The sequence below is a fragment of the Thermomonas carbonis genome (assembly GCF_014396975.1).
In the GTDB taxonomy this organism is placed as follows: domain Bacteria; phylum Pseudomonadota; class Gammaproteobacteria; order Xanthomonadales; family Xanthomonadaceae; genus Thermomonas; species Thermomonas carbonis.
In genome coordinates, this window is sequence record NZ_CP060719.1 from 2,266,984 (window position 1) to 2,291,716 (window position 24,733).

General features: G+C 63.2%; 22 protein-coding genes. 14 read left to right on the forward strand and 8 right to left on the reverse strand.

The window, feature by feature from the left end:
* The first annotated feature begins 296 nt into the window (after positions 1 to 296).
* From H9L16_RS10460 to H9L16_RS10525, 14 genes are all read left to right on the forward strand, one after another.
* Positions 297 to 1,493: a polyprenyl synthetase family protein gene (locus H9L16_RS10460; protein ID WP_187551643.1), complete on the forward strand. Its 1,197-nt coding sequence runs from the start codon at positions 297 to 299 to the stop codon at positions 1,491 to 1,493.
* Positions 1,494 to 1,570: 77 nt separating this feature from the next.
* Positions 1,571 to 2,332 (forward strand): ABC transporter permease, encoded by a 762-nt coding sequence (locus tag H9L16_RS10465; RefSeq protein ID WP_187551644.1) that lies wholly within the window; start codon positions 1,571 to 1,573, stop codon positions 2,330 to 2,332.
* Positions 2,333 to 2,348: 16 nt separating this feature from the next.
* The gene (locus H9L16_RS10470; protein ID WP_187551645.1) at positions 2,349 to 3,791 is read left to right on the forward strand and encodes an ABC transporter ATP-binding protein; all 1,443 of its coding nucleotides are present in this window, start codon (positions 2,349 to 2,351) and stop codon (positions 3,789 to 3,791) included.
* Entirely contained in the window at positions 3,788 to 4,633 is an 846-nt protein-coding gene (locus H9L16_RS10475) for a phytanoyl-CoA dioxygenase family protein (RefSeq protein ID WP_187551646.1), read from the forward strand. The genes H9L16_RS10470 and H9L16_RS10475 overlap by 4 nt, the downstream gene beginning before the upstream one ends.
* A gap of 8 nt (positions 4,634 to 4,641) precedes the next feature.
* The gene (locus H9L16_RS10480; protein WP_187551647.1) at positions 4,642 to 5,793 is read left to right on the forward strand and encodes a phytanoyl-CoA dioxygenase family protein; all 1,152 of its coding nucleotides are present in this window, start codon (positions 4,642 to 4,644) and stop codon (positions 5,791 to 5,793) included.
* Positions 5,790 to 6,689 carry a phytanoyl-CoA dioxygenase family protein gene (locus H9L16_RS10485; RefSeq protein WP_187551648.1) on the forward strand — a complete coding sequence of 300 codons (900 nt, stop codon included), beginning with the start codon at positions 5,790 to 5,792 and terminating at the stop codon, positions 6,687 to 6,689. Before H9L16_RS10480 ends, H9L16_RS10485 begins: the two co-directional genes overlap by 4 nt.
* Positions 6,690 to 6,712: 23 nt before the next feature.
* A complete protein-coding gene (locus H9L16_RS10490) occupies positions 6,713 to 7,570 on the forward strand; it encodes a phytanoyl-CoA dioxygenase family protein (RefSeq protein WP_187551649.1) in 858 nt (285 codons plus the stop codon).
* The gene (locus H9L16_RS10495; RefSeq protein WP_187551650.1) at positions 7,567 to 8,319 is read left to right on the forward strand and encodes a phytanoyl-CoA dioxygenase family protein; all 753 of its coding nucleotides are present in this window, start codon (positions 7,567 to 7,569) and stop codon (positions 8,317 to 8,319) included. The genes H9L16_RS10490 and H9L16_RS10495 overlap by 4 nt, the downstream gene beginning before the upstream one ends.
* The gene (locus tag H9L16_RS10500; RefSeq protein ID WP_187551651.1) at positions 8,316 to 8,456 is read left to right on the forward strand and encodes a hypothetical protein; all 141 of its coding nucleotides are present in this window, start codon (positions 8,316 to 8,318) and stop codon (positions 8,454 to 8,456) included. The genes H9L16_RS10495 and H9L16_RS10500 overlap by 4 nt, the downstream gene beginning before the upstream one ends.
* A gap of 2 nt (positions 8,457 to 8,458) precedes the next feature.
* A complete protein-coding gene (locus H9L16_RS10505) occupies positions 8,459 to 9,571 on the forward strand; it encodes a glycosyltransferase (protein WP_187551652.1) in 1,113 nt (370 codons plus the stop codon).
* Positions 9,568 to 10,527 (forward strand): phytanoyl-CoA dioxygenase family protein, encoded by a 960-nt coding sequence (locus H9L16_RS10510; protein ID WP_187551653.1) that lies wholly within the window; start codon positions 9,568 to 9,570, stop codon positions 10,525 to 10,527. Before H9L16_RS10505 ends, H9L16_RS10510 begins: the two co-directional genes overlap by 4 nt.
* A gap of 11 nt (positions 10,528 to 10,538) precedes the next feature.
* Positions 10,539 to 11,396 carry a phytanoyl-CoA dioxygenase family protein gene (locus tag H9L16_RS10515; protein ID WP_187551654.1) on the forward strand — a complete coding sequence of 286 codons (858 nt, stop codon included), beginning with the start codon at positions 10,539 to 10,541 and terminating at the stop codon, positions 11,394 to 11,396.
* Between the two features lie 99 nt (positions 11,397 to 11,495).
* The gene (locus H9L16_RS10520) at positions 11,496 to 13,085 is read left to right on the forward strand and encodes a formylglycine-generating enzyme family protein (protein WP_187551655.1); all 1,590 of its coding nucleotides are present in this window, start codon (positions 11,496 to 11,498) and stop codon (positions 13,083 to 13,085) included.
* A gap of 55 nt (positions 13,086 to 13,140) precedes the next feature.
* Positions 13,141 to 14,415, forward strand: coding sequence for a twitch domain-containing radical SAM protein (locus H9L16_RS10525; RefSeq protein WP_187551656.1), 1,275 nt, complete (start codon positions 13,141 to 13,143; stop codon positions 14,413 to 14,415).
* A gap of 137 nt (positions 14,416 to 14,552) precedes the next feature.
* On the opposite strand, the gene H9L16_RS10530 is transcribed toward H9L16_RS10525, so the two are convergent.
* The 8 genes from H9L16_RS10530 to H9L16_RS10565 form a co-directional block, all read right to left on the reverse strand.
* On the reverse strand, positions 14,553 to 15,557 hold the full coding sequence (locus H9L16_RS10530) for a glycosyltransferase family 2 protein (RefSeq protein WP_187551657.1): 1,005 nt from the start codon (positions 15,555 to 15,557) through the stop codon (positions 14,553 to 14,555).
* Positions 15,558 to 15,622: 65 nt separating this feature from the next.
* The gene (locus H9L16_RS10535) at positions 15,623 to 16,417 is read right to left on the reverse strand and encodes a glycosyltransferase family 2 protein (RefSeq protein WP_187551658.1); all 795 of its coding nucleotides are present in this window, start codon (positions 16,415 to 16,417) and stop codon (positions 15,623 to 15,625) included.
* A gap of 32 nt (positions 16,418 to 16,449) precedes the next feature.
* Complete coding sequence (locus H9L16_RS10540; RefSeq protein WP_187551659.1) at positions 16,450 to 17,475, reverse strand: UbiA family prenyltransferase; 1,026 nt, start codon at positions 17,473 to 17,475, stop codon at positions 16,450 to 16,452.
* 199 nt (positions 17,476 to 17,674) lie between these two features.
* Positions 17,675 to 20,257, reverse strand: coding sequence for a glycosyltransferase family 4 protein (locus H9L16_RS10545; RefSeq protein WP_187551660.1), 2,583 nt, complete (start codon positions 20,255 to 20,257; stop codon positions 17,675 to 17,677).
* Between the two features lie 110 nt (positions 20,258 to 20,367).
* Positions 20,368 to 21,582, reverse strand: a complete 1,215-nt coding sequence (locus H9L16_RS10550) for a glycosyltransferase family 4 protein (protein ID WP_187551661.1) — start codon at positions 21,580 to 21,582, stop codon at positions 20,368 to 20,370.
* Positions 21,579 to 23,009: a glycosyltransferase family 4 protein gene (locus H9L16_RS10555; protein ID WP_187551662.1), complete on the reverse strand. Its 1,431-nt coding sequence runs from the start codon at positions 23,007 to 23,009 to the stop codon at positions 21,579 to 21,581. The genes H9L16_RS10550 and H9L16_RS10555 overlap by 4 nt, the downstream gene beginning before the upstream one ends.
* On the reverse strand, positions 22,975 to 24,045 hold the full coding sequence (locus tag H9L16_RS10560; protein WP_187551663.1) for a glycosyltransferase family 2 protein: 1,071 nt from the start codon (positions 24,043 to 24,045) through the stop codon (positions 22,975 to 22,977). Before H9L16_RS10560 ends, H9L16_RS10555 begins: the two co-directional genes overlap by 35 nt.
* Positions 24,046 to 24,277: 232 nt before the next feature.
* The gene (locus H9L16_RS10565) at positions 24,278 to 24,676 is read right to left on the reverse strand and encodes a hypothetical protein (protein WP_187551664.1); all 399 of its coding nucleotides are present in this window, start codon (positions 24,674 to 24,676) and stop codon (positions 24,278 to 24,280) included.
* Positions 24,677 to 24,733: the final 57 nt, after the last annotated feature.

Sequence of the window (24,733 nt, forward strand, 5' to 3'; positions counted from 1 at the left end):
AAATTGGGCGACTCGATGTCACATTCGCCGGGTGTCCTACCCATGGTCAAGGTGCTCAGGCAGCAAGCGCGTTCCACATGCGTTCCCTTGCCTGGCGCGGGGGAAGAGCGGGTAGTGCAATGCGGAGGCGCTGGGACGCGTCACTTCCCGCAGCCAGCCTGACCCGGCCCCTTCCCGGTCCAGCCACGTCCGCGCCTGCCTCGCCGATCCATGGCGGCAGTGCCTCATACCAGCCCGCAGTTCAGACAGACTATGACCAACGTCGGCGCCCGGCATGGACGCACAAGGATTCGCGATTGAAGAGTGACTTGTTTCCTGACGCGGTTCTCGGCGTCGAAGAGCTGCATCGCCATTTCGCACAGGAGATCGTCGAGATCGACCGCGCGCTGCTGGCCCTTCTGACCGGCCTAGGTCCGCCCAGCACCCACTACGGGATGTTGAGTTACCACTTCGGTTTCGTCGACGCAGGCCTGCAGGCACTGCCAGAAGGAGGATACCTGCCGCGCGGCAAGCGCCTGAGGCCGGTGATCTGCAACCTGCTCTGCGGGGCGTTCGGATTGCCTCGGCGCGTCGCCAAGCAGTTGATGATGGCGGCCGAGGTCATGCATTCCGCCAGCCTTGCGCACGACGACATCCAGGACCGTGACGATCTGCGATGGAACCGCCCGACGCTGCACGCGGTATTCGGCCTGGAACAAGCCATCAATGCCGGCGACGCGTTGATCGGGATGGTCTACCGGTTATTGCTGGGATTGACCGCCCAGGGTGTGGCGCCGTCGCTCGCGCTGGACGTGATTGCCGCGTTCAATCGGGCGCACTTGCTGATGTGCGAGGGCCAGCATCTCGATCTTTCGTTCCGGTACGACAGCATTGCAGGTGCCGATGAGTATCTCGAAATGGTCGAGCGCAAGACCGCGGCGGCCTGCGTCTGTATCGGCGAAAGCATCGCGATACTGGCTTCGGCGCCGCCGCAGGCACGCGAGGCCCTGGTTGAATTCGGCCGCTCATTCGGAGTCCTTTACCAGGTTTGCGACGATGTGCGCGGCATCTGGAGCCTGCCCGATTCACTGGGTCGCGAAATCGGCCACGACGTACTCCTGCAACGCCCGACACTACCGCTGCTATTTGCGAGCCAGCATGGCTCTGCCAGGTTGCGGGCGATGCTGTTGCGCGCGTCCGGGCGGGCTACGCCGCTGTCGGTCTTCGAACTGAAGTCGTTCCGCACCGAACTCACCAATTGTGGTGCAGGCCAATACTGCCTGGATGCAGCCGTACTTCACCATCGGTCGGCGCATGCGGCGCTGACGTCCATGGGCAGGGAATGCGCCGGGATCGACGCCCTGCGGGGCATGGTGGACGCCTGCCTGTCCTCGGTGGAAGCCCTGTTGCTCCATGCACCCATTGAGTTTCCTGCAGCTTCCACCCGGCCTTCATCAGGACCCGGCTACTCGCAGGTTGCCCCGGAACATGACCCGGCGAGCATGGAAAAATGACCGAGAATTCGGCGTCCAGCCCGCTTCGACGCCCGCGCGAATTCCTCGTTGCCATCAGGACCGACATCGCAAGTTCGATGGTCCTGGCGCGCTTGCTGCTGGGTGTGCGTCTCACGCAACTCTATAGGCATTCGTCGCTGGGACTCCTTTGGGCGATCGTCCCCACGCTGGTCATCACCATCGGCGTGACCCTGGGATTGCCAGACGCCCGCGAGCAGCGTCTGGTGCCGACCGATGTGGTGCCGATGCAGGTCCACGTGGCGTTTGGCGTGGTGCTGATGCAGACCTTCGTGGAAGCATTCAATGGGCAGCGCAGCATCTTCGATCTGCACCTGTCGCTCTTGCGGCGGATGCGCTTCCCGCTGGAGGCGGTGTTCCTGGCGCAGGTTGCCGAGAGTGCCTTCAACCTGCTGGCGAAGATGCCCGTGCTGTTGTTGGTGTTGATCGTCTTTGGCGTCCAGTTGAAGCCCGTGTTGCTGCTGGGCCTGCTGGCCTGCGTCCCGGTCTTGTTGGCGGGCGTCGCCGCGGGTGCGTTGCTTGCGCCCCTCAGTGCGCTGGGCAAGGATCTCGACCGCGCCATGGTTTTTCTGCCGTGGCTGCTGTTCCTGCTCACGCCGGTGTTCTATCGCACGCCGTTGACGGGTGCGTGGGCCGCGTTCCAGGCCTTCAATCCACTGACAGCGATGCTGGATGTGGCGCGTCATCTGTCCTATGGCGGCGGGAGTCCGCACTGGCCAACCTACTGGTTTGCGCTGGCGGCGGTGGCTGTTGCCGTACCTGCGGGCCTGGTCGTTTGCAAGCTGGCTCCGCCGCACCTGGCAGAGAGGTTGGCGGCATGACGGCGGGGTCCAGGGCATGACGGCGCTCGGCGAAACCCTGATCCGCGTCGACGCGGTGTCGAAGCGCTTTTGCCGTCGCGGTGACCGGATGCTGCGCTATGGCATGCAGGACCTGGTTCGCGACCTGGTCCTGGCACCGCCGCGCGACATGCTGCGCGAGGGCGAGTTCTGGGGCTTGCGCGACATCAACCTGACCATCAGGCGCGGGGATGTCATCGGGCTGGTCGGCCACAACGGCGCTGGCAAGAGCAGTTTCCTGAAATTGCTGGCGGGCATCTATCGCCCAACCCTGGGCTCGATCACGATCAATACCGCCAAGGTCGCGCTGCTCGACCATGGCGCCGGCCTGGACCCGATGCAGACAGGTCGGGAGAGCATCTTCACCAAGCTTGCCCTGCTGGGGCAAGAGCCCGCGCAGATCCACGAACGCGTGGATGCCATCATCGCCTTGGCCGAACTTGGCCATGTCATCGACGCGGCGGTCTGCACCTACAGCACCGGCATGCGGGTACGCCTTGCCTTCGCGATCTATGCCAACGTCGATGTCGACATCTTCATCGTCGACGACAGCCTGGGTGTCGCCGATATCCGCTTCGCGCAACGCATGCAGCGGTACTGGCAGGATTTCGTCGCGGCCGGTGGCACGTTGCTGCTCGCGTCCCACGAGATGTACCAGATGCGATCCTTGTGCCGCCGGGCGCTGTTGTTCGACCATGGCCGGATCGTCGGCGAAGGCGACACCGAGGCCATCATCGCGGAATACCTGCTGCGAAGCGCACCGCCTGGCGCCACCGCGGAATGGCAGTCTGAAGGGCAGGAGCCAGATGTCGTGCCTGCCTTTGAGGTGCCCTCAGCAGAAACGGTGTTGACGGAATTGCCGACTGAAGGGCAGAGCGCACTTGCAATTGAGCGGTTCGCGCGCTTTTCCGGTTCCGGCGCCTTTCCGGTTCGTATCACCGCCATCGAAACCGAGGCTGAACCCGCCGTTGGGCCCCGGGCTGTCCAGGTACAGGGACAACTGAAGGTGCGCGTCCACTGTGAATCCGATATTGAATTGGAGCGGGTGCTCTTCGGGCTTGAAATCTTCAATGCCCACAAGCAGGTGGCCATTCACGTGCGGGGTCCCGACGCTGCTCCGTACTACCGCTTGATGCAAGGACGCAACGTGTTCAGTGCGACGCTGGTCCATGTGCCGCTCATGCCCGGCCAATACAGTGTGTGCGCTGCCCTGGTGGACAGCGAGAGCAAGGCCATACTGGGCATGCGCGGCTGGGAGGAGGGGGGCGATCCGCTGACCGTACTTCCCAGCTTTGGCAACGATTTGCTGGGCGCCGTTTCCCGTTCAGCGTTGATGACTGCAGGGGTGCACTGGATGATCGATTCAGTGGCCAATCCCGGGGATGTCGCCCGCAACGATGAGCATAGCGTCATCAGCGACGCCTTGGTGCAACAGGGATGACCCGAATCGCCACCTCACCTGATCTCCATCTGGATCGACCCGCCGCCATGAGACCCTTGTTCAAATCCAGCGAGCTGCAAGCCGACTTCGATCGTGATGGCTACGTCGTCGTACCGTTCCTTGATGCCGACGAAGTCGCAGCGCTCAATGCCCACTACGCGTCGTTGAACCACGATCACGCCACGTCGCAAGGGTTCCACGTGAGCCTGGACAGCACCGACCGGGCATTCAAGCGGGCGACGATGGACAAGCTTCAGCAGGCCGCCCGCGCCAGGATCGATCAGGTCTTTGATCGCGCCAGGATCTTCGTGGCCAGCTATGTGGTCAAGGAACCGGGGCCGCGTGGGATCGTCCCCCCGCATCAGGACTGGACCTTCGTCGACGAGAGCCGCTTCGTGTCCTGCACCGTCTGGATCCCGCTTGCCAGGACGACCGTGGACAACGGCGCGCTTGGCGTCATTTCAGGCAGCCATCGGCTGTTCGATCATGCGCGCGCCTCGCCCTCGCCCCAGTGCCCCACACCGATCGGCGACTTGATGTTCCAGATCTTCCCGTTCCTGGCCATCAAGGAAATGGAGGCCGGCCAGGCGTTGATCTTCAATAATCGAACGCTGCACGGATCCCCGCCCAACCTGAGCGAGGTGGCGCGCGTGGCCGTCGGAATCGGGGTCACTCACGAAGAGGCCGATCTCCGGCACCACTACCTCCTGCCGGGGGCGAGTCGCAGCAGATCGAGTGCTACCAGGTCGAGCCGGAATTCTTCCACGAGTACAGCAATACCTCGCTGTCGCAGCTCTACAACGAGGGTGGACGGCCCGAGGGCCAAGCCACCCTTGGGCTGAGTCCTTTCGTGCGCCAGCCTGCCGATGCCGCCGCCCTGACAGAGATGTTTGTGCGAGACGGCAACCACTTCGACACTGCGCTCGGCGAGCGCATGGCCCGCTTGCTCGGGCAGGCCGGGGCGCCAGCATCGGCCGAACCGGCATCGGCATCGGCATCGGTGCCAGCGCCGGGCTATTCCTTCAACGCCGATTTTCCGCCCATGAAGCGGGTGTTGCGTGAGTTGGGGCTGCAACAGGCGCTGGAGCGGGACGGCTACGTGATCGTCGATTTCATCGACGCCGGGCAGGTCGCGGCGCTGGAGGAGCACTATCGCAAGACTCACCCTGATCCGGTTGAAGGCTTTTATGCCAGTACCTTTGCCGGCGACAAGGCCTATCGGGAAGACGTGGATCGCAAGATCCGCGAAGTCTGCAACGATCGTATCCAAGCCTTGACCCGGGACATCAAGGTCATTTTCGGCAGCTACATCGTCAAGGCAAGCGACGAGGGCAGCCAGATGAACATCCACCAGGACATGACGTTGGTGGACGAGAACGAGTTCTGCGGCATCAATATCTGGTGCCCACTGGTAGACCTGGACGAGCATAACGGGGCCCTGCACGTGCTTCCGGGCAGCCACAGGCTGCTGCGCACATTGCGTGGATCCACCATTCCGGCCATCTACGACGGCGTGCGCGACGAAATCAACGAACTGCTCCGCCCGGTGCACCTGCGAGCCGGCCAAGCCATCATCTTCGACCAGAGCATCATCCATTTCTCGCCGCCCAACCATTCCGGTTCCGATCGCGTGGTCATCAACATCTTCTTCTCCCACGAAGACGCACGGATGCTGATCTGCCACCTCGATCGAAGTCAGGCTGAGCCCAAGGTGGAAGTGTTCGAAGTGGACGATTCTTTGCTGCATGTCTACGAGCACTTCGGCACCGACATCAATGCCCGGCCCAACATCGGCCGGAGCCTCGGCATGGTCGACTACGCATTTCCGGCATTGACCCCTGACAGCTTGCGACAGCACTATCCTGCAGCTGCGATCGGTTCCACCCAAGCGTCGATCGCCGGTGCAGCGCCAATGGCCGGCGAGCCGCTTGCAGGAGCAGCCAGCGGCTGGCGTGGCTGGTTGCAGCGCCTGCTGGCATCCCGAGGAGCCACGTCGCGATGACCCGGGTACCCACCATGATTTCCCCCCTGCTTCAGGATCCCGCGTCGTGGCGGCGACTGCACGATGACGGGTACCTTCAAACACCGCTGTTGCCTCGCTCCGCCGTGCAGAACTTGCTGGCGGCATTCGAGCAATTTCATCCGCAGCTTCCGGAAACCGGTTTCGTCTCGAGCACGTACTCGCCCGACCTGGCGTACAAGCGAGCCGTCAGTGAATGCATCACCGAAATCATTCGGCCGCATGTGGATTCCGTGTTCCAGAACCATCGAGTGCTGGGCGCAGCCTTCCTGTACAAGATGCCCGGCCCCCAGTCCCGGCTGCCGCTGCATCAGGACTGGACCGTGGTAGACGAGGATCGGTTCATCGCCGCCAATGTCTGGATGCCCCTGGTGGATGCCGACGCCGACAATGGCACGCTCTGCGTCATGCCGGGCAGCCACAGGGTCATGCGCAGCATTCGGTCGCCCACCCTTCCTTTCTGCTATTCCGGGCACGAGGACCTGATGCAGCAGCACATGCGCTCGCTGCCGACCAAGGCCGGCGAAGCGGTGATCGTGAACCAGGCGACGGCCCACTGTTCCCCGCCGAACCTGCGCCGAACCGTGCGTCCTGCCATTACCGTTGGCGTGGTCTCGGCGCAGGCTCGCTTGCGCTTCTACTACCGTGATCGACAGCACAACGACCGTCGCTTGGAAATGTTCGAACAGGAAGACGATTTCTTCCTTCGATTCGATGACTTCCATCGCGACATCTTTGCGCGACCCCGTTTCGGTCGGGTGGTGGCCGAGCTTGACTACCCTGATCCGACTCGATCGGAAAGCGAAATTGCAGCGATGATCCAGGAATGCCAGCGCCTCTCCCCGGAACCGACGGAGGGTGGACGCTCTTGGAGGTAACTGGCGCCCATCACAGGCCGCTGTTGGCCGACGCTGATGCCGAACGCTCACTCACGCGCGACGGTTATGTCGTCCTGAGGCTCCTGTCTGCAGTCGCGGTGCAGCGGCTGCTCGACGAACTCTCGGGGTGGGTACCCGATTTTCCGGATGGCTTTTATGCGTCGGTGCATGCGCCTGACGCCGGTCTTCGCGCGACCGTCAGTGCTCACCTGCTGGCCACGTTCCGACCCCTGCTCGCGTCGGCCTGCCGCGAGGAACGTCTTTTGGGTGGGGCCTTCATCAACAAGGCGCCTGGACCGCGTGGCGCTTTGCCGCCCCATCAGGACTGGAATATCGTCGATGAAAGGCACCACCGGTCGTTCAATGTCTGGGTGCCGCTGGTCGGCACCCATGCCGAGAATGGCGCCATCCAGGTGTTGCCCGGCAGCCATCGATGGTTGCCGACCGTGCGCGGTCCCAACATCCCCTGCGTCTATCGCGAGTTGCACGAGGAGTTGCGCGCTTTGATGACGATCCTGCCGATGCTTCCGGGCGATGTGCTGATCTATGACCATCGTCTGCTGCACTGCTCGGCAGCCAACCTCGGCGCGGCCCCGCGCCCCGGCGCGGTGATGGGCCTCGTACCTGCCGAAGCCGAACTCAAGCACTATTTCGCGGAAGGTGATCAGGTCCGGCGATATCATTCGGACGTGCAATTCCTGTTGAGCGGCCAGACCCACCTGCCCCCGGCCAGGCTATGCCCGGAGGTCTTGTTCGACCATGACACCACGGCGCTTGGCGGCGAACAACTGAAGCGGATCCGGGCCGCATCATGCGCGCCGCCCCACCATGACCCACGAGCACAGGATCAGATGAATCGCAGAAAGGAACGTGCACCATGAGGCCTGTATTCAGGGATGCCAATCTGCAAAAGGTGCTGGACCGCCGGGGCTACGTGCAGACACCGTTGCTGGACGCTAGTCAGGTGGACGCATTGAAGCGATTCTATTTCGACACCTTGAGCCAAAGCGGCGGCAGCCTGCTCGCCGCAGAGGCCGACTTCAAGTCGAAGGGCGAGATTACCTACGACTTCACGTTCATCGATCGCAATCCGGCATACAAGCGCCTGGTGTTCGATGCGTTGGTCGCGGCGCTGGACGGGCCGCAGCGGCAACTGCTCGATGACTATCGGCCCATCATCGCCAACTTCATCCACAAGAAGCCCGACGGAGGCGAGGTACCGCTGCACCAGAACTGGGCATTCGTCGACGAGCGGCGCTGCACCTCGGTGTCCATCTGGTGCCCCCTGGTCGACAGCAGCGGAGCCAACGGCACCCTGCAGTTCGTTGATGGCAGCCACAAGCGATTCGGCGAGATGCGTGGACCGATGGTGCCCTGGGAGTTGAACCACATCCAGCGCGAGATCATCGACGGGCACCTGACGCCGGCCCATGACATTGCGGCTGGCCAGGCAGTGATCCTGGATGACAGCATCGTGCATTACTCAGGCATCAACCGCACGGAGGGTTTGCGGCTTGCCATCCAGCTGATCCTTGTGCCCCGCGAGGAGCGCACCATCCACTTCCACATGAACCCCCGAGCGCTTCCGACAAGATCGAGAAGCTGGAAGTTGATGTCGAGTTTTTCATGAATTTTCATCCCTGGAAGAAACCCGAGAATTTCAGGCACCTCGCTACCTTGCCGCACCAGGCACGCTTCATGGGACTCGGGGATTTCGAAGAACGCCTGCGCCAACCGCGTTTCGACGGCGTCTCCGCCGAGTCCTGACCATGACTGTGGTGGCCATTGCCTCGCCGGACCGGCAGGTCTACTCGCAAACCTTCATCCATCAGCAGATTGCGAACCTGCCGTACACGATCCGTCTGCTGTATGGGGGAAACCTGCCCACGCATCGGGCGGCGAGTCCGGATTGCCCGGGTTATGCCTTCCCGGGGGAAAACGAGGATCCCTGGGTGCGCGTGCAAGCCATCGCCGATTACCTGGTCGAGCAGAAGGTTGGTGCGGTGCTCGCCCAGTTCGGACCTTGCGCGGTGGAAATGATGGCTGCGTGCGAGTCCGCCGCCTTGCCGTTGCTGGTCCACTTCCACGGCTACGATGCCTCGCGCCTGGAGATTCTCTCCAGCTACGGGAAGCGCTATCGTGCATTGTTCGCACAGGCTCATTCGGTGATCGCGGTCTCCCGCGAGATGCATGCCCGGCTTGCCGCGATGGGAGCGCCTCCGGCGCGTCTGCATTACGTCCCCTACGGCGTCGACACCGACGTTTTCGCCCGTGCCAACCCTGCAGCCAACGGGCCGGATTTCCTGATGGTTGGGCGGCAGGTGGAGAAAAAGGGGCATTTGCTCGCCCTCCTTGCATTTGCCGGGCTGGTTCGAAGCCATCCCGAGTGCACGCTGCGAATTATCGGCACCGGACCACTGCGCGAGTCGGGCGAGATGCTGGCGCGAGCGCTGGGGATAGCCGGGCAGGTCCGCTGGCTGGGTGTGCTGTCGCCCAATGACGTGGCCGCGGAGTTGCGCTCGTCGCGTGCACTGATTCAATTCAGCCACACGACGCCCTCGGGGGACAGCGAAGGCACGCCGTTGGCCGTTCTCGAGGCCATGTCCAGCGGAATCCCCGTGATCGGGTCACGGCATGCCGGTATCCCCGACGTCATCGAACACGAGGTCCACGGATTACTGGTGGATCCGTTCGACGTTGCCGGCCTGACCGATGCGCTGCGCCGCCTGGCAGTTGCGCCTGCATTGGCAGCCGGACTGGGGAGGGCGGCTGCCGGGGCGGTACGCAACTTCTACACCCGACAGCGCTATCTCGATCAGCTGGCGTCGCTCATCGATGCCGCAATGGCAACATCCTCCGTACATCGCCCGAGCAAGCCATGAACGACTATCTCCCGGCTCAACCGTCGCGCCCTGGCTGGAAACCAGTCCGCCACACCGTTTTCAGGGATGCCGGACTGGCAGAGCGCATCCATGACGAAGGCTATGCCGTCGTCAGCTTGTGGAGTGAAAAAGAGCTGGAGGAACTTCAGGCAATCGGTGATCGGGAGCATCGCGTGCAGCCTGCCGATGGCGGCATGTTCTACAGCGTCTACTCGCAGGATCTGGGCTACAGGCGCCGGGTCCACGACCAGGTTGCCGCGATCATGCGACCGATCTTCGAGAAGCACTTCGTCGACTACCGCAACGTGATCAACATGTTCGTGATCAAGGCGCCCGGGCTGGCCAGCGAGTTCGGAGTCCACCAGGACTCGACCACGCTCGACGAGTTCCGCTTCTCGCCTTTGAGCCTGTGGTCACCCTTGTGCGACGTCGACGAGGACAACGGTGCCTTGTGCCTGGTGCCACGCAGTCATCGGTTCTTCTCGCCCTATCGAGGCGTGTCGTTCCCGTTTCCGTTTGCGCCCATCAAGCACGTCGTACGCGAGTACCTGCGGCCTATTCCGATGCGGAGGGGTGAAGCGCTCATCTTCGACAACAGACTGGTGCACTGTTCGCTTCCCAATCGTTCGGCGCGCAATCGCGACGCCATCGTCTCGGGCATTTTTCCGGCGCAGGCAGACTTCCAGGTGTGCTTCAAGCAGCCGGGACTGGCCGATGCGCCCATCGAGATATTCGAGCAAGGTGCCGACTGGTTGCTGAACTACCCGAACTTCCTGCAGCACTGCCATGAGCGACCAGTGTCCGGGACTGTTGTTGGCCACGCTCGGTTTGATTTCGAGCCGATGGACGAAGCCGAGTTCCGCGCCGTTTGCAGCCGTCACGGGGTGGCTGCGGTACAGGCCATGCCGCCTGCTTCGGCAGAGTCCTGCAACATGATCCCCGAACCCGTACCCTAGGCGCGACCGCGATGGACTCCCTGTTTCGAAGCCGCGCTTGGCATGACCGTCTCGAGAAGGATGGCGTGGTCACGCTGCCCCTGCTGGATGCACAAGAGCTGCAGGCTGTGCGGGATCTTTACTATGCCGTCAACCCGGGAGGTCAGGTACCGCAGTTGCACGATGGCATCCACATGACCATCTGGTGCTCCGATCCCGAGTACAAGGCGCACATCCGCGAGGAATTGCAGCGACTGCTGCGACCGGCCATGGAGCGCCTGTTCAAGGATTGCAGGCTCGTCGCGCCAGTGTTCATCGTCAAGGTTCCGGGGCAGGACACCACGTTTCCGATCCACCAGGATTGGAGCGTGGTCGATGAAACCCGCCATACCGCGTTGAACCTCTGGGTGCCTTTGCACGATGTCGACGAGCACAATGGCGGCCTTTGGGCGGTACCAGGCAGCCACCAGCTGGGAAATCACGTGCGCGGGCCAGGCCTCCTTTTCCCGAACCTGCGCGGCGTGGAAGCGTCGCTGCGCGAGCGCATGCGGCAGGTGAGTGGGCCAGCGGGAATGGCAACGGTGTTCTACCATCGCGTCATCCACGGCTCCCCTCCAAACCTGTCGAACGCACCGCGAGTGGCGCTGGGCTGCTCGGTGCTTCCCAGGGAAGTACCGCTGCACATCTACTTCCAGCGCGACGCCGCGTCGCCGCTCACCGTGTACCACCCGCCTGATGATTTCATCTATGGATTCACGAATGTGCGCGATCAGACCGCAATGAGACCGCCCGCTGGCGAACCGGTGGCGGTACTGCCACCCTATGAGCCGGGCACGCTCAGCCCTCACGATGTCGTCGAGCGCATCGGCGGTGGCATCGAGGCAAGCTGAAGTCGGTTCAACGGTGTTGACGGCCGGCGCTTGCGCAATTGAGTGCGAACGGGGCCACCTTCGAAAATTTCCACCACTGCTGTTTGAGGAGCCTGAGAAATGCAAGCGCTGACCCCCGTTCAAGCCGTCGAGCCCCAATGGCTGGGCGACATCGCCACTGCGCTTGCGACGGCCAAGTCGAAAGGTCGGATGGTCGTATTGAAGCCTACCGGGCAGGGATACGACACCGAAGACAACTGGTGCCCGGCCGCGTTTCATACCCGCGCGGTCAGCCTTGCCGACCCTAACGTTTCGACCCTGATTGCCAGTGCCTTCGTCCCGCTGCGATTCAGCATGCAATCCTTCGGGCATGGCGCAGACGCTGCCGGTATTACCTTCGTGCGCGAATACACCGACCCGGTACAGCGCTGCCTGCCGCCGGACTTGTTCGTACTGAACCCGGACGAAGAGGTGGTCGGCCGACTGCGCTTCGATGCTACCCCGGAGCAGACGTTCGACTTCCTGATGACGACGCTGAGGGCGCATCCGCAGTTGGCGCCCGAGGGCGATCCACTTTCCGACCACTACTACGACCTGACGCAGCCAGAACAGCAGCGCCTGGCCGACCTGCAGGCTCGATGGCGCGCAGGCGAGCGCAGCAGCCTGATCGCGCCTCTGCAGGACTGGCTGGCGCAACACGACGACTGGCCCCATGGTGTCGCCACCGCCACCACGTTGCTGGGTTGGGCGCATCAACACGCGGGTCATTTCGTGGCCGCAAACGCCTTGTTGACCGAAGTCGTCGAGACGCACGCCACCCATCCGATCCGGCATCAGGCCCGCTACAGCCGCCTGTCTGCCGAGAACTGGGTCATCGGGCGCAATCCATTTCTCGAAGGCGCGCCGCAGCCGCAACTGGGGATCGACTTCCCGGTTTCCAGCCCGTTCGAAGCGGTGCGCAAACGGCGTATTCACGAGATGCGCGAGGATCCACGCTATCTCTGGAGCGCCAGCGGCCTGCCGCTGGTTCGCATACCCGCCGGCGTGTTCATCATGGGCGGGCAACCGGCGCTGTTTCCGCGCGAATTGCCGCTGCGCGAAGTCACCATCAGCAAACCCTTCCTGATGTCGGCCTGGCCGATCACGCGCGGCCTGTGGCGCAAGTTCCGTCCGCAAGCGGTTCCGACGCCTGGGGATCGGCTTGCGGACGACGTGCCCATTGCGCAGATCACCCGGGAGGACGCACTCGCCTTTTGCGAATTTCTCACCGAGCGCGATGGTTTGCGCTATCGACTTCCCACCGAAGCGGAGTGGGAATATGCCTCGCGCGGAGGGCTCGCTGGCGCACCGCATCCCTGGGGGCACCAGCCGCCCGACGAGACCTTGTGCAATTGGGAGGATTCCTTCGGCGTCCCGGTCGCCTCGTATCCACCCAACGATTTTGGTCTGTTCGAGATGGTGGGCAATACCCGCGAGTGGACCGCAGATGTGTATCTGGACGATGCCTACTCCCGAACCGCTTACGAGGTGACCGATCCGTACGTCGATGAAGATCCCAGGACGACGCGTGACCGCGGGGATGGGAGCGCGCTTTACACACTGCGTGGCGGGGTCAATGGCCTGCCGTATTGCAAGCAGATGATGCGCTGCGCGCTGCGGATGACCGGTCGTGACGCGAGCATCCGATTGGTTGTGTCCCAGGACGACTGACCACGGCTTGTGCGCCAACGGCCCTTTGCACCGGGCTTGGCCGGACGCCCACTGGATGCCCGAAATCATGCGCACGGATGACGCGCCGCTCGAATCCACCGATGCGTTCTGCATCATGCCGTTTGTGCACCTGCACGTGACCCACGACGGGGCAGTGACACCCTGTTGTGCGGCACCCACCTCGCCGGAGCTCAGCTTCGGCAATATCAAGCAGCAATCGATATCGACCATCTGGAACGGCGACCAGATGCAGGAGTTTCGCGCACGCATGCGAGCGGGGCAGCGCGATGTACGCTGCACGGGTTGTTACGACAAGGAAGCGGCAGGCTGGGTAAGCCTGCGGCGCATCACGAATGAAAAATACGCCGAAGAGTCAAGGCAGGTGCGTGCCGAGCAAGTCGTCTCGGTACCAGCGCCAGCGCCAGTCTATGTCGATGTGCGTTTTTCGAATCACTGCAACTTTCGTTGCCGCATCTGTGGGCCCGCATCCAGCTCGGCCTGGCACAACGACGCCGTTGCCTTGGGCTGGGTCGCGCGGGGAACGCCTGCTCGAATCACGTGCTCTGACGACGTCGAGCAGCTCTGGCGGCAGCTACGGGCATTGGCGCCGGAGCTCAAGGAGGTCTATTTCGCCGGTGGCGAGCCGATGCTGATGGAGGAGCACTACCAGTTCCTAGAGCTGCTGCTTGAGGTCGGGAACACGGCGTTGCGACTGCAATACAACAGCAATTTTTCCCAGCTCGGCTTCAAGCACTGGGACGCGGTGGCCTTGTGGCGCCAATTCCCGGACGTCACCATCTCCGCCAGCCTCGACGGGATGGGCGCGCGCGGCGAATACCAGCGCAGCAACCAGCGCTGGATCGATGTAATCGCAAACCGCGCGCGATTGCGAGCGGAGGCACCGCATGTCAAGTTCCTGATCACCCCGGCACTCAGCGTATTCAATGTGCTGCACCTTCCCGATTTCGATCGCGAAGCAATCGAATCGGGACTGATCGAGCGCTTCGATCTGATCCCGTCGCTGCTGGTGCGTCCCGCCGAGTACAACATCCAGATCCTGCCGCCGGCGCTGAAAGCACTGGCACGCGCACGCATCGACACCCACCTGGCGTGGCTGCAGCGCGGAGCGAACGGCGATCACGGTGCACAAGCGAAGTTTGTCCTGCAGCAATGGCAGAACGTGTCGGCTTACATCGACGCCTCATCGGCGACGCAACTGATTCCTGCATTCCTCCAACGAACGGCTGCCCTCGACTACCTGCGTGGCGAACAATTTGCGTCGGTGTTCCCCGAACTAGCCCTCTTGACCATGGCCAATAGCGAACAGTAACCAGCCTGCTATGGCTCGACGCTTCGGACCTGGCAGTGCTGGATGCGCGGAGCTGTGCGTTCCAGCGGGGCCGGGCCTGCCTGCGGCCGAATTCGCCCAAATCCGCATAACGCCATTGAACTGAGCCGAATCCAGCGTCATGCACCAACATTGTGCTTGCTCGCGCCTGGCGGGTTGAGCGATTCCGCGCACGCCGCGCCGGGCGTCGGGAGCGTGCCCTCGGCAAGCGCGACCTTCAACCGACTAAAGCTTGCGTCGTCGAGCATGGCAGGGTACTCCGTGGCGACCGATCGCCACGCGGAATCAGCATCGGCAGCGCGGGCATGTCGCCTTCGGACCAACTGGCAGCCCTGCACGACCTTGGCCGAATGAAGGCCAGGGCGAGCCAGCAGCCAGCGCCAGACGATCTCGTCCTTTAGGTCTTCGAAATGCTGTTTCAGCGCGCGTTGCCTGAGGACCCGGTTGTCCCCGTGCACGACGTAGACCGAGACAGCTTCGTCGAGTCGACCGGCAACCAGCTTTCCACAAGCCGCCATCTTCAGCCACATCGCGCTGTCCTGGCACATCGAGAGCTCCGGATCGAACGGACCGGTGCGCTCCAGCAGGCGCCGGCGGACGGTGATCGCGGAGGTATGCAGCCAGCCATTGTTGCCTTCTACGATCGAACGGAACAGGTCCTCGGGCGCCACGCTGCGATGCAGTCCGTTCAACACGCGCGCGTTGTAGTGCCTGAGCCACCAGGACTCGAGGGCCGGCGTCGCCCACCAGGTTCCCGCGGCCTCATGGACGCCGTCGATGGTGCTGTCTGCAGCGAGGATCGGCACGGCGTGCTCGAATCGCCCGGGCAGGTAGTAATCGTCGGCGTCCAGGAACGCCACCAGCTCGCACTGCGAGACGGTGATCCCGAGGTTCCTGGACGCCGAGACCCCAAGCGCTCGATGCCCCGGATGACAGTGCAGCTTCACGCGCTGGTCGAGGCAAAGCGACTGGGCTTCGCGCCAGCTGCCGTCGGTGGAGCCGTCATCGACAACGATCACCTCGCCCACGTGAACCGACGCCAGCGCAGAGCAAACCGCACGTCGTAGATGATCGGCACCGTCGCGGACCGGCACGATCACGCTGACCTCAGGGGATTCCGGCATCAACGGCCTCGTTGGATGATTTCGCAGCGGTCAGGCGATCCAGGCTGAACCTGCATTCCTGATGCCTACCTTTCATAGTGATGTGTCGGAAGCGGGGCGACTTCGAAATCGTCGGCGGCGATATTTCCGTGCGCCAACAGGTGAACACGAACACGTTCATATTCGGCCATCACCACCGGGTCATCGGTTGAATCGGAATCACCACCAAGCCCGGCAAGCTTGGTCTCGATCCGCTTCAGCAAGGTGTCGTCCCAGGCAAAATGATCGATATCGACCAGGTTCGGGAAGCCACGGGCATCGAGATGGGTGAGCCGGTAGTTGGTCGACCTGTCGTGGCCATACGCCAAGCAATGCATCCCGCCTTCGTCGAAGACGACATCGGGCTTCGCGGCACACACCTTGCGGTCCCAGCCCTGGCGAATCCTGGAGGTCACCGAAGCGCGAAACGGAAACTGTTCCCACAGCGACGGAACGGGTCGCATCGGGACCAATTGGCCGCCGGCGGCGAGGCGGTCGCGCATCCGTCCGCGGACGAACCGATACCCTGCCGCATCGCAGCTGGCCAGCAACTCATGAATCGCGACGGGGTAGGCATGGAACTCGTCCATGTCGGCGTACAGGATCCAATCCTCGGGCCGGCAATGCTCCCCGATGAGCGCGCGATACCGCTCAAGCTTGAGGCGGGTATTGAATTCGGCAGTACGCAGGCGTGGCGAAATCCCATGACTCGCCATGATGTCGAGCATGTCCTGCGCACGAGGATCCGACGCTTCCGCATGCAGGGTGAGGAGGAACTCATCCACCCCAAGGCGACGGTAGTGATCGAGGAAATGCCCGAGCAGGTTTGTCCCGGAAGACACGCCAATGGGACTCGCAAGAAAAACCCGTGGCCTCACGACAGTCCCCGTACCCGTGCGGTCACGATGCCGAATTCGCGAATCACCGTCCTCACGGCATTCTTGCGGAACACGGCCAGGTGGAGGATCAGCAAGGGAAGGTGATGGAGGTCGATCGCCACGAGCGTCACCAGGAGAATCACCGGGATCCACTCATCGTAGTAGTCGCTCAGGTACAGGATCGAGGCCTGCTGCAGCGTCGCAGGCAGCGCCCGACGCCAGGAGTGCCTGATCACCAGGACAGTCAATCCGAGGAATGCCGGGTACAGCAGCAGCACGCCCGGGGAAACGCCAAAGATCGCAGCGCAAAAGAAGAAGAAGCCGCCGATTTCCAGGGGAACAAGCACGTGTGAGGTCACTGTCATCGCGCGTGTCCTGCCAAGGTCTCGCACCCAGGTCCGGGTGGTGCTGATGGCGTCGTTGCCCTCGTCATCGAGTTGATGAAGGATGATATTGCGCAGGCCCAGCGGCAGCTGCCAGGCGACCAGTGCAAGCAGCAGCAGGTTGATCTCGCCAGGCTCGAGACCGCCGATGCGAGCGAACGTCATCGACGCCAGCATTGCCGGGATGACATAGGCATAACCCGCATCGGTCATGGGACCGAGGAACCCGCGCTCCTTCAAGCGGAATGGGGGCAGGGCATAGACGACGAAGAGCGCGAGCTCAAGGCCCAGTAGCGCAGCAGGGAGCCGCCCGAACGGAAGGATCGTGAACCATGGCAGGAGCGCCGCCAGCATTAGCACCAGCGCGGCCAGGGCAACTGACGCGGGCTTGGATCCTTCAGTGCAGTTCGGTTTGCGTGCCGCGCGATCCGACTCTCGGTCGGACAGGTCATTGATCAGGTAGGCGAGTCCGGCGATCCCGATGATCGTCAGCATCGCCCCGAGCACGGCCGCGAACGCGGTGGCCGCGGGCGCTCCACTCTTTGCGAGCACGCAATAGGGGCCCGCCATCAGCAAAGGCCCCTTGTAAGTCCACGTTCGATGCACTCGCAGCCGGCGGAGGATGTGGAGCAGGTTCATGCGTGCGCCGGCAAGGTCGATCTCACGTTAGCGAGTCGGGCTCGCCCCAGGTTCCGCCGAGGCTAACGGTTGCTTCGATGATCTGACAACCGGCAACGCCTGTTGAAGCCGACTTGGCCACTGGAGGTCAGGCCCTGCCACTCCCTGGCACCGCACCTTGATCCGCGCCATCTGGCGCGCGGCGATCCGGAAAGCCACCTCAGGCAAGGCGATTCCACGACCCGGCTTCCTTGACGAATCGCCGGGCATCCTGGGCACTGGGGAATCTCCCGAAGGCAGTGGAAGTCGGCAGGTCCACCGGGAAGATCGAGCATCCCGCCACGCGGGGTGGCGGAGGGCGGATGGGTCCTGGCAGGCGCCGGAAGCCTCGAGCCTCGGGATCGAGCATCAGCCGCACGAACAGGTCCAGATAGCGATCGATCATCTGCTCGGTGCGTGTCGAAGCCTTGCGCACCATGCGATGCGCGCAGGAGGCCATTTCCCGGCGGCGCATCGGGTCCTCGATCAACGAGCGCAGCTGACGCGCCGCGATGTGGACATTCCCGTCCGCCGCCACTAGTCCGCTGCTGCCGTCGATGATCAGCCAATCGCTTGGAGGCGAAGGACCAATCCAAAGTGGGATGCAGCCATTGCCCATCGCCTCCAGCACCAGCGGGCGCAGCTCGGTGTTCCCCGGGCCAGCTACGACGAAGTCATTGCCCCGGCAGAGCGCCAGCCATTGCTGACGATTGGGCTCGATGACAATCTGCGCGCCCATCGCCAGCAACTCGGGTTGGCAGGCCTTTGTCGGGTCGATGACGACGATTCGGGATCCCGGCATGCAGGTCGCGATCGCCGAAAACATCCGCGGCAGCCAGCCGTGCTCGCCGTGCTGCAGTCCCGCCCCCAGTATGACGATCGACACACCCACACCCGCGTCGACCGCCCACGCTCGTTCGAGCCGAGGTACAAGAAAATCCAGCCCGTTCTCGATCATCTCAAGGCGGTCTTCGATACCTGGTATCTGTTGCCGCAGATGGCGTGAGAGCCCAAGGTCGGTTGTCACGACAGCATCCCAACAATCCCGAAGTCCCGCCACGTGCTCCGTGTACAGAGCGCTGGCCTCGTGCACCATGCCGATGACCTTGACGCGATCTGATAGCGCCGGAATGACACTGGAATGTCTCCAGTCGTAGTTGGGGATGTAGATGCAGGGCGCCGCCGCCTCCAATGTCCGGATCATCGCGCCCCAGCGTGCCCCCCAGTTTTCCTGCCCGGACAGCATCAGTTCCTGGAACGGTATATCGCTGGCGCGGCCAAGCCGTGGTTCGTCAATATGGACCAGGCCCGTGGACTCTTCGGTCAACAGAATCCGTGCGGAAAGTCCGGACTTGCGGAGGCCGCGCACCAAGTCTTCCGACCATCGATTGACACCATTGCAGGTCCAGGCCGGGGCTGACACGAATACGGGAAGCCCCTCGAGGGTCCGGGCTGGTCTGCGTGCGCTGACGCGCTGGCGTCGCCGTCCCTGCTCGCTGCTCGCGACCTTCGCTGTGCCCGCGACCGCCAGGATGTAAGCCTCGCAGTCGTCGACTGAAGGAAAGTCACCCAGGCCACCTTCGTGATGAGTCAACTCGACCGGGAACAGACTAATGCCAGCGACTTCCCGAGGTGGCGGTGACAGCGCCTCGCGCGTTCGGATGAAGCGCCCTTCGCGGACCGCTTGCCACCCGTCAGCGAACACACGCCGGTAGGCGGCGACCATGTCCTCGACCCGGAACCCCCCGCCATGCGCCGTTTCATGGGCATGGGCTGCCATCTGTTCCCGGCGTTCAGGATGCTGCCAGAGGAATTGCAGGCGCTCGGCAAAGGCTATCGTGTCGCCGACCGACACCATGAATCCGTTGATGCCGTCGTCTACGAGTTCGGGAATGCCGCTCTCCATACGACTGACGACCGGGACACAGCCCCGGCCCATCGCCTCGATCAAGGCGTTGGGCATGCCCTCGAAGGCAGAGGCCAGCAGGTAGACATCATGCTGCTCCAACAGGGTTGCCACGGAGTCGGGTGAAACCACACCAAGAAACCTGACGGCCCCGCGCTCTACAAGCGTATTACAGGCGTCCCGGAGCGCTGCTTCGTCAGGTCCCGCCCCCACGATGCTCAACTCCACCGGGACGCCGAGGTCCAGGGCATGCTGGACGATTTTCGGGAGATCCAGTACGCGCTTCTGATGCTGTTTCAATACGCCGTGATAGATCAGTCGCAACACGCCGGCGGAGCGGTTCCGGACAGGGCGTGACGGGGGAATGTTCACGCCGATCGGGATGGTGATGATCCGGTCGGCAAGCTCGGGACACAGCTCGGCGACACGTCGTGCTACGGCCCCGCTGACGGCGACGATCACATTCCAGTAGCGTCCCAGGCGCTGCACATGGTCGTAATGCAGTGGATCGTCACTGTGGACGACCCCGACAACCACCACATTCTCGGACAGCCGTGGGCAGACCATCGAATGACGCCAGTCCGAGTTGGGGATGTAGATGCAGGGCGCGGCCTCTTCCAGCAGGCGCACCATGTGCCCCCAGTGTGCCCCCCAGCCCTGGGAGTAGCCAACGGGCAACTCCTGAAAAGGCACGCCGTCGGGACGTGGCATCAACGCCTCGTCGGTGTTGATGAGCCTGGAGTCGTGTTCCGTCAGCAGTACCTGTGCGGAAACATTCGCCTCCAGCAGTCCACGCACGAGATTGGCGGAGAAAACGTTGACGCCGTTGACGGTCCAGGTGGTTGCTGCCGCGATCACCTGGACATCCGGGGGCGGGCATGCCTCTTGCACTGGGTCCGCGGATGCTCGAAACCACCGACGATGCACCGCCAAGGCCCATGCACGCACTGCCGCCGGAAGCGACTGGCTCATGGCGCTGCGCTGCGCGTGCCTTGGTAGATGGCGACCGCGGCCTGCGCCAGGCGCGAAGCGTCGTGCGAACGTTCGATCGTCTTTCGGGCTTCCCGTCCAAGCCGGGAACGCAGCTCGGCATCCTCGATCAGCCGTTCGATGCTGGCGACAAAGGCGGGGGCGTCGCCGACATCCGCTAGCAAGCCATCGACGCCGTCGCGGATGATCTCCGGCATGCCGCCCTGGTTGGAAGCGACCACCGCCCGGCCCGCTGCCATGGCTTCCAGGCAGGAATAGGGGCAGTTCTCCCACAGACTGGGCAGCAACACCACGTCAGCGGTGCGCACGAGTTCCCGGAGATCTGCCATTGGCAATTTGCCGACGGCATGAACCGATCCCTTCAGGCGTCGTGCGGCTAGGCGCGGCAGCAGGTCAGTGCCTACGTGGCCGAAAAGATCCTCGCCAGAAAGTACCAGGTTGACGTCGAATCGCTCGAGTATCGACGTCGCGATCTCGTTCATCAGCGCGATGCCCTTGCGCTTTTCCATTCGCCCGGCGAATACGATGGTGGGGACACCTCGCCGAAGTCCGTGGCGGGCGTGGACATCACGGGGCTCGAAGGCACGGTCCATCCATCCCAGGTCAAGCCCATTGGAAATGACCTGGCAGGAGCGGGCGATGCCAAGTTCCTGGCTGGCCTGCTCGGCGACAAAGCGAGAGCAGGCGGTCATGGCGGTCGCAGCGATCATGGCCCGCTTCTCGATCGCCGAGCACATAAGGGTATCCGCCTGGCGCACATCGTAGTAGGGCATGATCAGCGCGGAAGGAGAATGCAGGCGGACGACGGTGGGTACGCCCGTCCAGCGGGTGATCAAGGCGCCCTCGGCACCGCATTCGGGCATCTCGAGGATGTCGAAGCGGTGGTTGCGCAGCAAGGCGCGCATGCCCTGGAACATGCTCCAGGCATTCTGCAGTCGTTGTTGCGTCCACCACCAGCGAAACGAGCCGGCCCGGGCGAGGATTCGCATCACCAGGCCATCAGCCCAGAAGCGGTGGACCTGCACGCCCTCCTGGTCTTCGCTCCGGAGCGGGGAGGGCTCGCTGGCACCTGCCAGAACGTGGACTTCGTGGCCGAGTTCGCGCAGCGCCCGTGCGTGGTGCCAAGTGTAGGTGCCGATACCACCGAAACCGGTCTCGGGCGGATATTCGAAGGAAAGTAGCGCAATCTTCATGGCCTGTTTGCCAAGTGTCCAAGTGTGTCGCGATGCTTCAGGATCGCGCCACGTATCCGACGATGGAAATCGAATTCCGATGTGTGAACATCGTAGTCGCGTTGCACGCGAGCGATTGCGTTGGTGCCCAGCTGGCTGCGCAGCCCGTCATGACGGGCCAACGCCTGCACGGCGAACGCCAGTGCAGCCGCGTCGCGTTGCGGGACAATCAGGCCGTGGACGCCGTCTTCGATGACTTCGACGATCGAGCCGGCATCGGTTGCGATGATGGCGCAGCCGGACGCCATCGCTTCCAGGATGGCGGTAGGGATGCCGTCCTTGTCGCCATTCGGCAGGTCGACAAATGGCGCGACGAAGATATCCGCTTCGGCGAGTTCGCGATGAATGTCACGGCTGCCTCGTTGGCCGAGAAACGTCACCGCTTGATCGATGTCGAGCTCGGTGGCCTGTGACCGCAGATTCAGCGCATAGGCTCTTGCCACCGGCGAATTCGCGTCTGCCGCACCTATGATCCTGGCGTCCACTGCCAGGCCGTTGTCCAGCAGCAGACGGACTGCCTCCACCAGGAATTCGATTCCCTTCTTTGGATCGATGCGGCAGACGCTGAGTATGCGAAGCGGTTTATCGGCCTGACGCGGCAGTCGCTCTCCGGTGAGGAATTCCGCCGTGTCGATGGCGTTTGGCTTGACCACCAAGGTCGGCAAGGGTGCGCGATGGAGCTGCTCCAGCTCCTCGGCGATGCGCCGCGAGGTCGCGACCACCACCGCACAGTCCTGCAGATGCAGGCGCACGGCCTTCAATCCGTAATCGTCCAACATGTGATCGGCGTAGCAACTGACACCCCTGGGAATGCCTAGCAGCCGCGACGCGACCCAGGCGAACAATGTCTGTTCGTAAAAGAAGTAGCTGTGCAGATAATCCGCTTTCCATGCCTGCACCGCCCTTGCGAATGAAAAGGCCTGCAGGAAGTGCTCGTTTTGCTCCAGCACCTCGCGCGTCAGGCCTGTGGCCTGCACCAGCGCTTGCACCAGCGCTTCGACCTGTGCGGGTTGACGGCGGCGGAACCGGGCGAGGTCTCGCGCACCCGTACGTCGATGCAGGATGATGCGCTGCTTCAAGCTCCACAGCGACTCGCAGGACGGCGCCAGGTCAGTCCGCGGCGCAAGTCGTGCGTACAGGAACAGGACCATGAAGCCCGCGCGTGCCAAGGCCTGGACTTCCTGATGCACGAACGTCTGCGAATAGACTGGAAAGGTCCAGCACGCAGTGGTCATCACCCTTGGGCGTCGTTGCGGTCGACCGATCGTGTCCAGCCAGGCGCGCAGCCGCAACCGCAGGATGATGAACTCGTGGGCCGCACCCAGGAGGACAGATTTGAGTGTTCCGATCACGTCAGCCACGATCGTGACGGTGCCAATGGCGGGCATAGATCCGGTCGTAGGGAATCTGCGGATCCGCGGGACAATGACGCTCGAAATTCCCGCGGTCGGCGACCAGGCGCTGCGGGACCGGACCCGATCGCATCCAGCGACGCAGAATCAATTCGAATACATGTGGCAGTACCGCCAACAGCAGATTCAGCGGCCGCGAGCGCAGTCCCCAGCGGCATGCCTTCAGGTAGTCCCGGGACCAGAACGACATGCCCGCGATGTGCAGGGCGAACTGCCCTCGGGATCTGCGCAGGATCTCTCTGGAAATGGACGCTTGGCGAGCGGCGAGAGCGCTCATCACTTCATGGCGGGATCGCCACATTGCCCGGTAATCGCTGGACATGCTCTCGGCGCTACGCCGGTACCCGACCAGTACCTCTGGCACCACCGCAACGTGACAGTGCTCGGCCACCCGCAGCACGAGGTCCCAGTCCTCACACCCTTGGCACCCGCTGGCACGCAACTCGGAACGATAAGCACCGAGTCGCTCGACCGTGGATCGGCGAAACAGCGGCACGCTAGCGCTGCCAGTCACATTGATCTCGACCAGGCGCTGCAGGATGCGCCCTTCGATTCGCCAACGTGGCGATCGATCCAGGATTACATTGTCAGTATCGATCCAGGCCCACCAGCAATAGACCAGCCCGGTATCCTCGCCAGCCTCCAGCATGCGCGATACTTGCCGCGATATCTTGGTCGGATCCCAGAGGTCATCGGCGTCGAGCGGCGCGAGAAATTCCCCATTGGCTGCCGCAATCGCCTTGTTTCGCGCGGCCGCGACACCCAGGTTGGCTTGACGTATTAGCCGCAAGCGCTTGTCCGACCGTGCGAGAGCGGCAACCACTGCGGCCGTTCCATCGATCGAGCCGTCATCCACGACGATCACCTCAAGGGCCGGATAGGTCTGGGCGAGCGCCGACCGGCAGGTCTCCTCGATGAATCGCTCGGCATTGAATGCCGCCACGATCACCGAGACCAAAGGCGTCACGACTCCGGGATTTGCACCGGGGAAGCTGTTGTCTGCATCCGTCATTGGTCTGGACCCTTGCGCATGTTCCCGCCCTGGTCGCAGCCGACCGCTTCGCAATGCCTGGCCGATGTGGAACAGGCCCTGCTGATCCGGAACCAGAGCCATCGTCCCAGCCACAGCAAGGACACGGTCGGCTCGCGCAGGACCCGTTGGCTAAGCGCTCGCCATTCTGCAGGGCTGCATTCGCGAATTCGCTGCGCCAGCGGTGTATGCATGTTTCGTATGGCACGCGCCATCAATGACAATCGCGCCGGATCGGTGAAGTTGGCCTGGGCGAGAGAGCCCGGAACGATCGAAAGCAGCGCGGCCGGGTACGTGAGCCCCCCCAGCCGGAGCTGGCCACTTGGTCGAGAACCTCGCGGCGCGACAGACCCGAACCGGTGTCGCCCGCCGCGCGAATGGCGGTCGCCAAGGCTTCGGCTCTTACCAGGACGCAGGGCTCGAAATGCCCGCCCCAGCCCAGGTCGGGCCGTGCCGGCAAGGGCGGGACAAGAATGCGATCTGCATCGGGATCGGCAAGCATCCACGCGCCCACCATGCCGAGGGAGGAATCTTGCTCAAGCGCACCAAGAGAGGTCGACAGGAAGGCGTCGTCAAGATGCACGCGGGCATCCAGAAAAGCGATGGCGGTCAAGCTCGGGTGGTGGGCCAGCATTTTCCTTGCTGCAACCATTTCTGCACGGCCGTCAGC

Excerpts from the sequence above, each read along its gene's own strand:
- H9L16_RS10465 (WP_187551644.1), top strand. The coding sequence starts at position 1,571 with ATGGTCCTGGCGCGCTTGCTGCTGGGTGTGCGTCTCACGCAACTCTAT.
- H9L16_RS10470 (WP_187551645.1), top strand. The coding sequence starts at position 2,349 with ATGACGGCGCTCGGCGAAACCCTGATCCGCGTCGACGCGGTGTCGAAG.
- H9L16_RS10475 (WP_187551646.1), top strand. The coding sequence starts at position 3,788 with ATGACCCGAATCGCCACCTCACCTGATCTCCATCTGGATCGACCCGCC.
- H9L16_RS10485 (WP_187551648.1), top strand. The coding sequence starts at position 5,790 with ATGACCCGGGTACCCACCATGATTTCCCCCCTGCTTCAGGATCCCGCG.
- H9L16_RS10495 (WP_187551650.1), top strand. The coding sequence starts at position 7,567 with ATGAGGCCTGTATTCAGGGATGCCAATCTGCAAAAGGTGCTGGACCGC.
- H9L16_RS10500 (WP_187551651.1), top strand. The coding sequence starts at position 8,316 with ATGAATTTTCATCCCTGGAAGAAACCCGAGAATTTCAGGCACCTCGCT.
- H9L16_RS10505 (WP_187551652.1), top strand. The coding sequence starts at position 8,459 with ATGACTGTGGTGGCCATTGCCTCGCCGGACCGGCAGGTCTACTCGCAA.
- H9L16_RS10510 (WP_187551653.1), top strand. The coding sequence starts at position 9,568 with ATGAACGACTATCTCCCGGCTCAACCGTCGCGCCCTGGCTGGAAACCA.
- H9L16_RS10515 (WP_187551654.1), top strand. The coding sequence starts at position 10,539 with ATGGACTCCCTGTTTCGAAGCCGCGCTTGGCATGACCGTCTCGAGAAG.
- H9L16_RS10520 (WP_187551655.1), top strand. The coding sequence starts at position 11,496 with ATGCAAGCGCTGACCCCCGTTCAAGCCGTCGAGCCCCAATGGCTGGGC.
- H9L16_RS10525 (WP_187551656.1), top strand. The coding sequence starts at position 13,141 with ATGCCCGAAATCATGCGCACGGATGACGCGCCGCTCGAATCCACCGAT.
- H9L16_RS10530 (WP_187551657.1), bottom strand. The coding sequence starts at position 15,557 with ATGCCGGAATCCCCTGAGGTCAGCGTGATCGTGCCGGTCCGCGACGGT.
- H9L16_RS10540 (WP_187551659.1), bottom strand. The coding sequence starts at position 17,475 with ATGAACCTGCTCCACATCCTCCGCCGGCTGCGAGTGCATCGAACGTGG.
- H9L16_RS10550 (WP_187551661.1), bottom strand. The coding sequence starts at position 21,582 with ATGAAGATTGCGCTACTTTCCTTCGAATATCCGCCCGAGACCGGTTTC.
- H9L16_RS10555 (WP_187551662.1), bottom strand. The coding sequence starts at position 23,009 with ATGCCCGCCATTGGCACCGTCACGATCGTGGCTGACGTGATCGGAACA.
- H9L16_RS10560 (WP_187551663.1), bottom strand. The coding sequence starts at position 24,045 with ATGACGGATGCAGACAACAGCTTCCCCGGTGCAAATCCCGGAGTCGTG.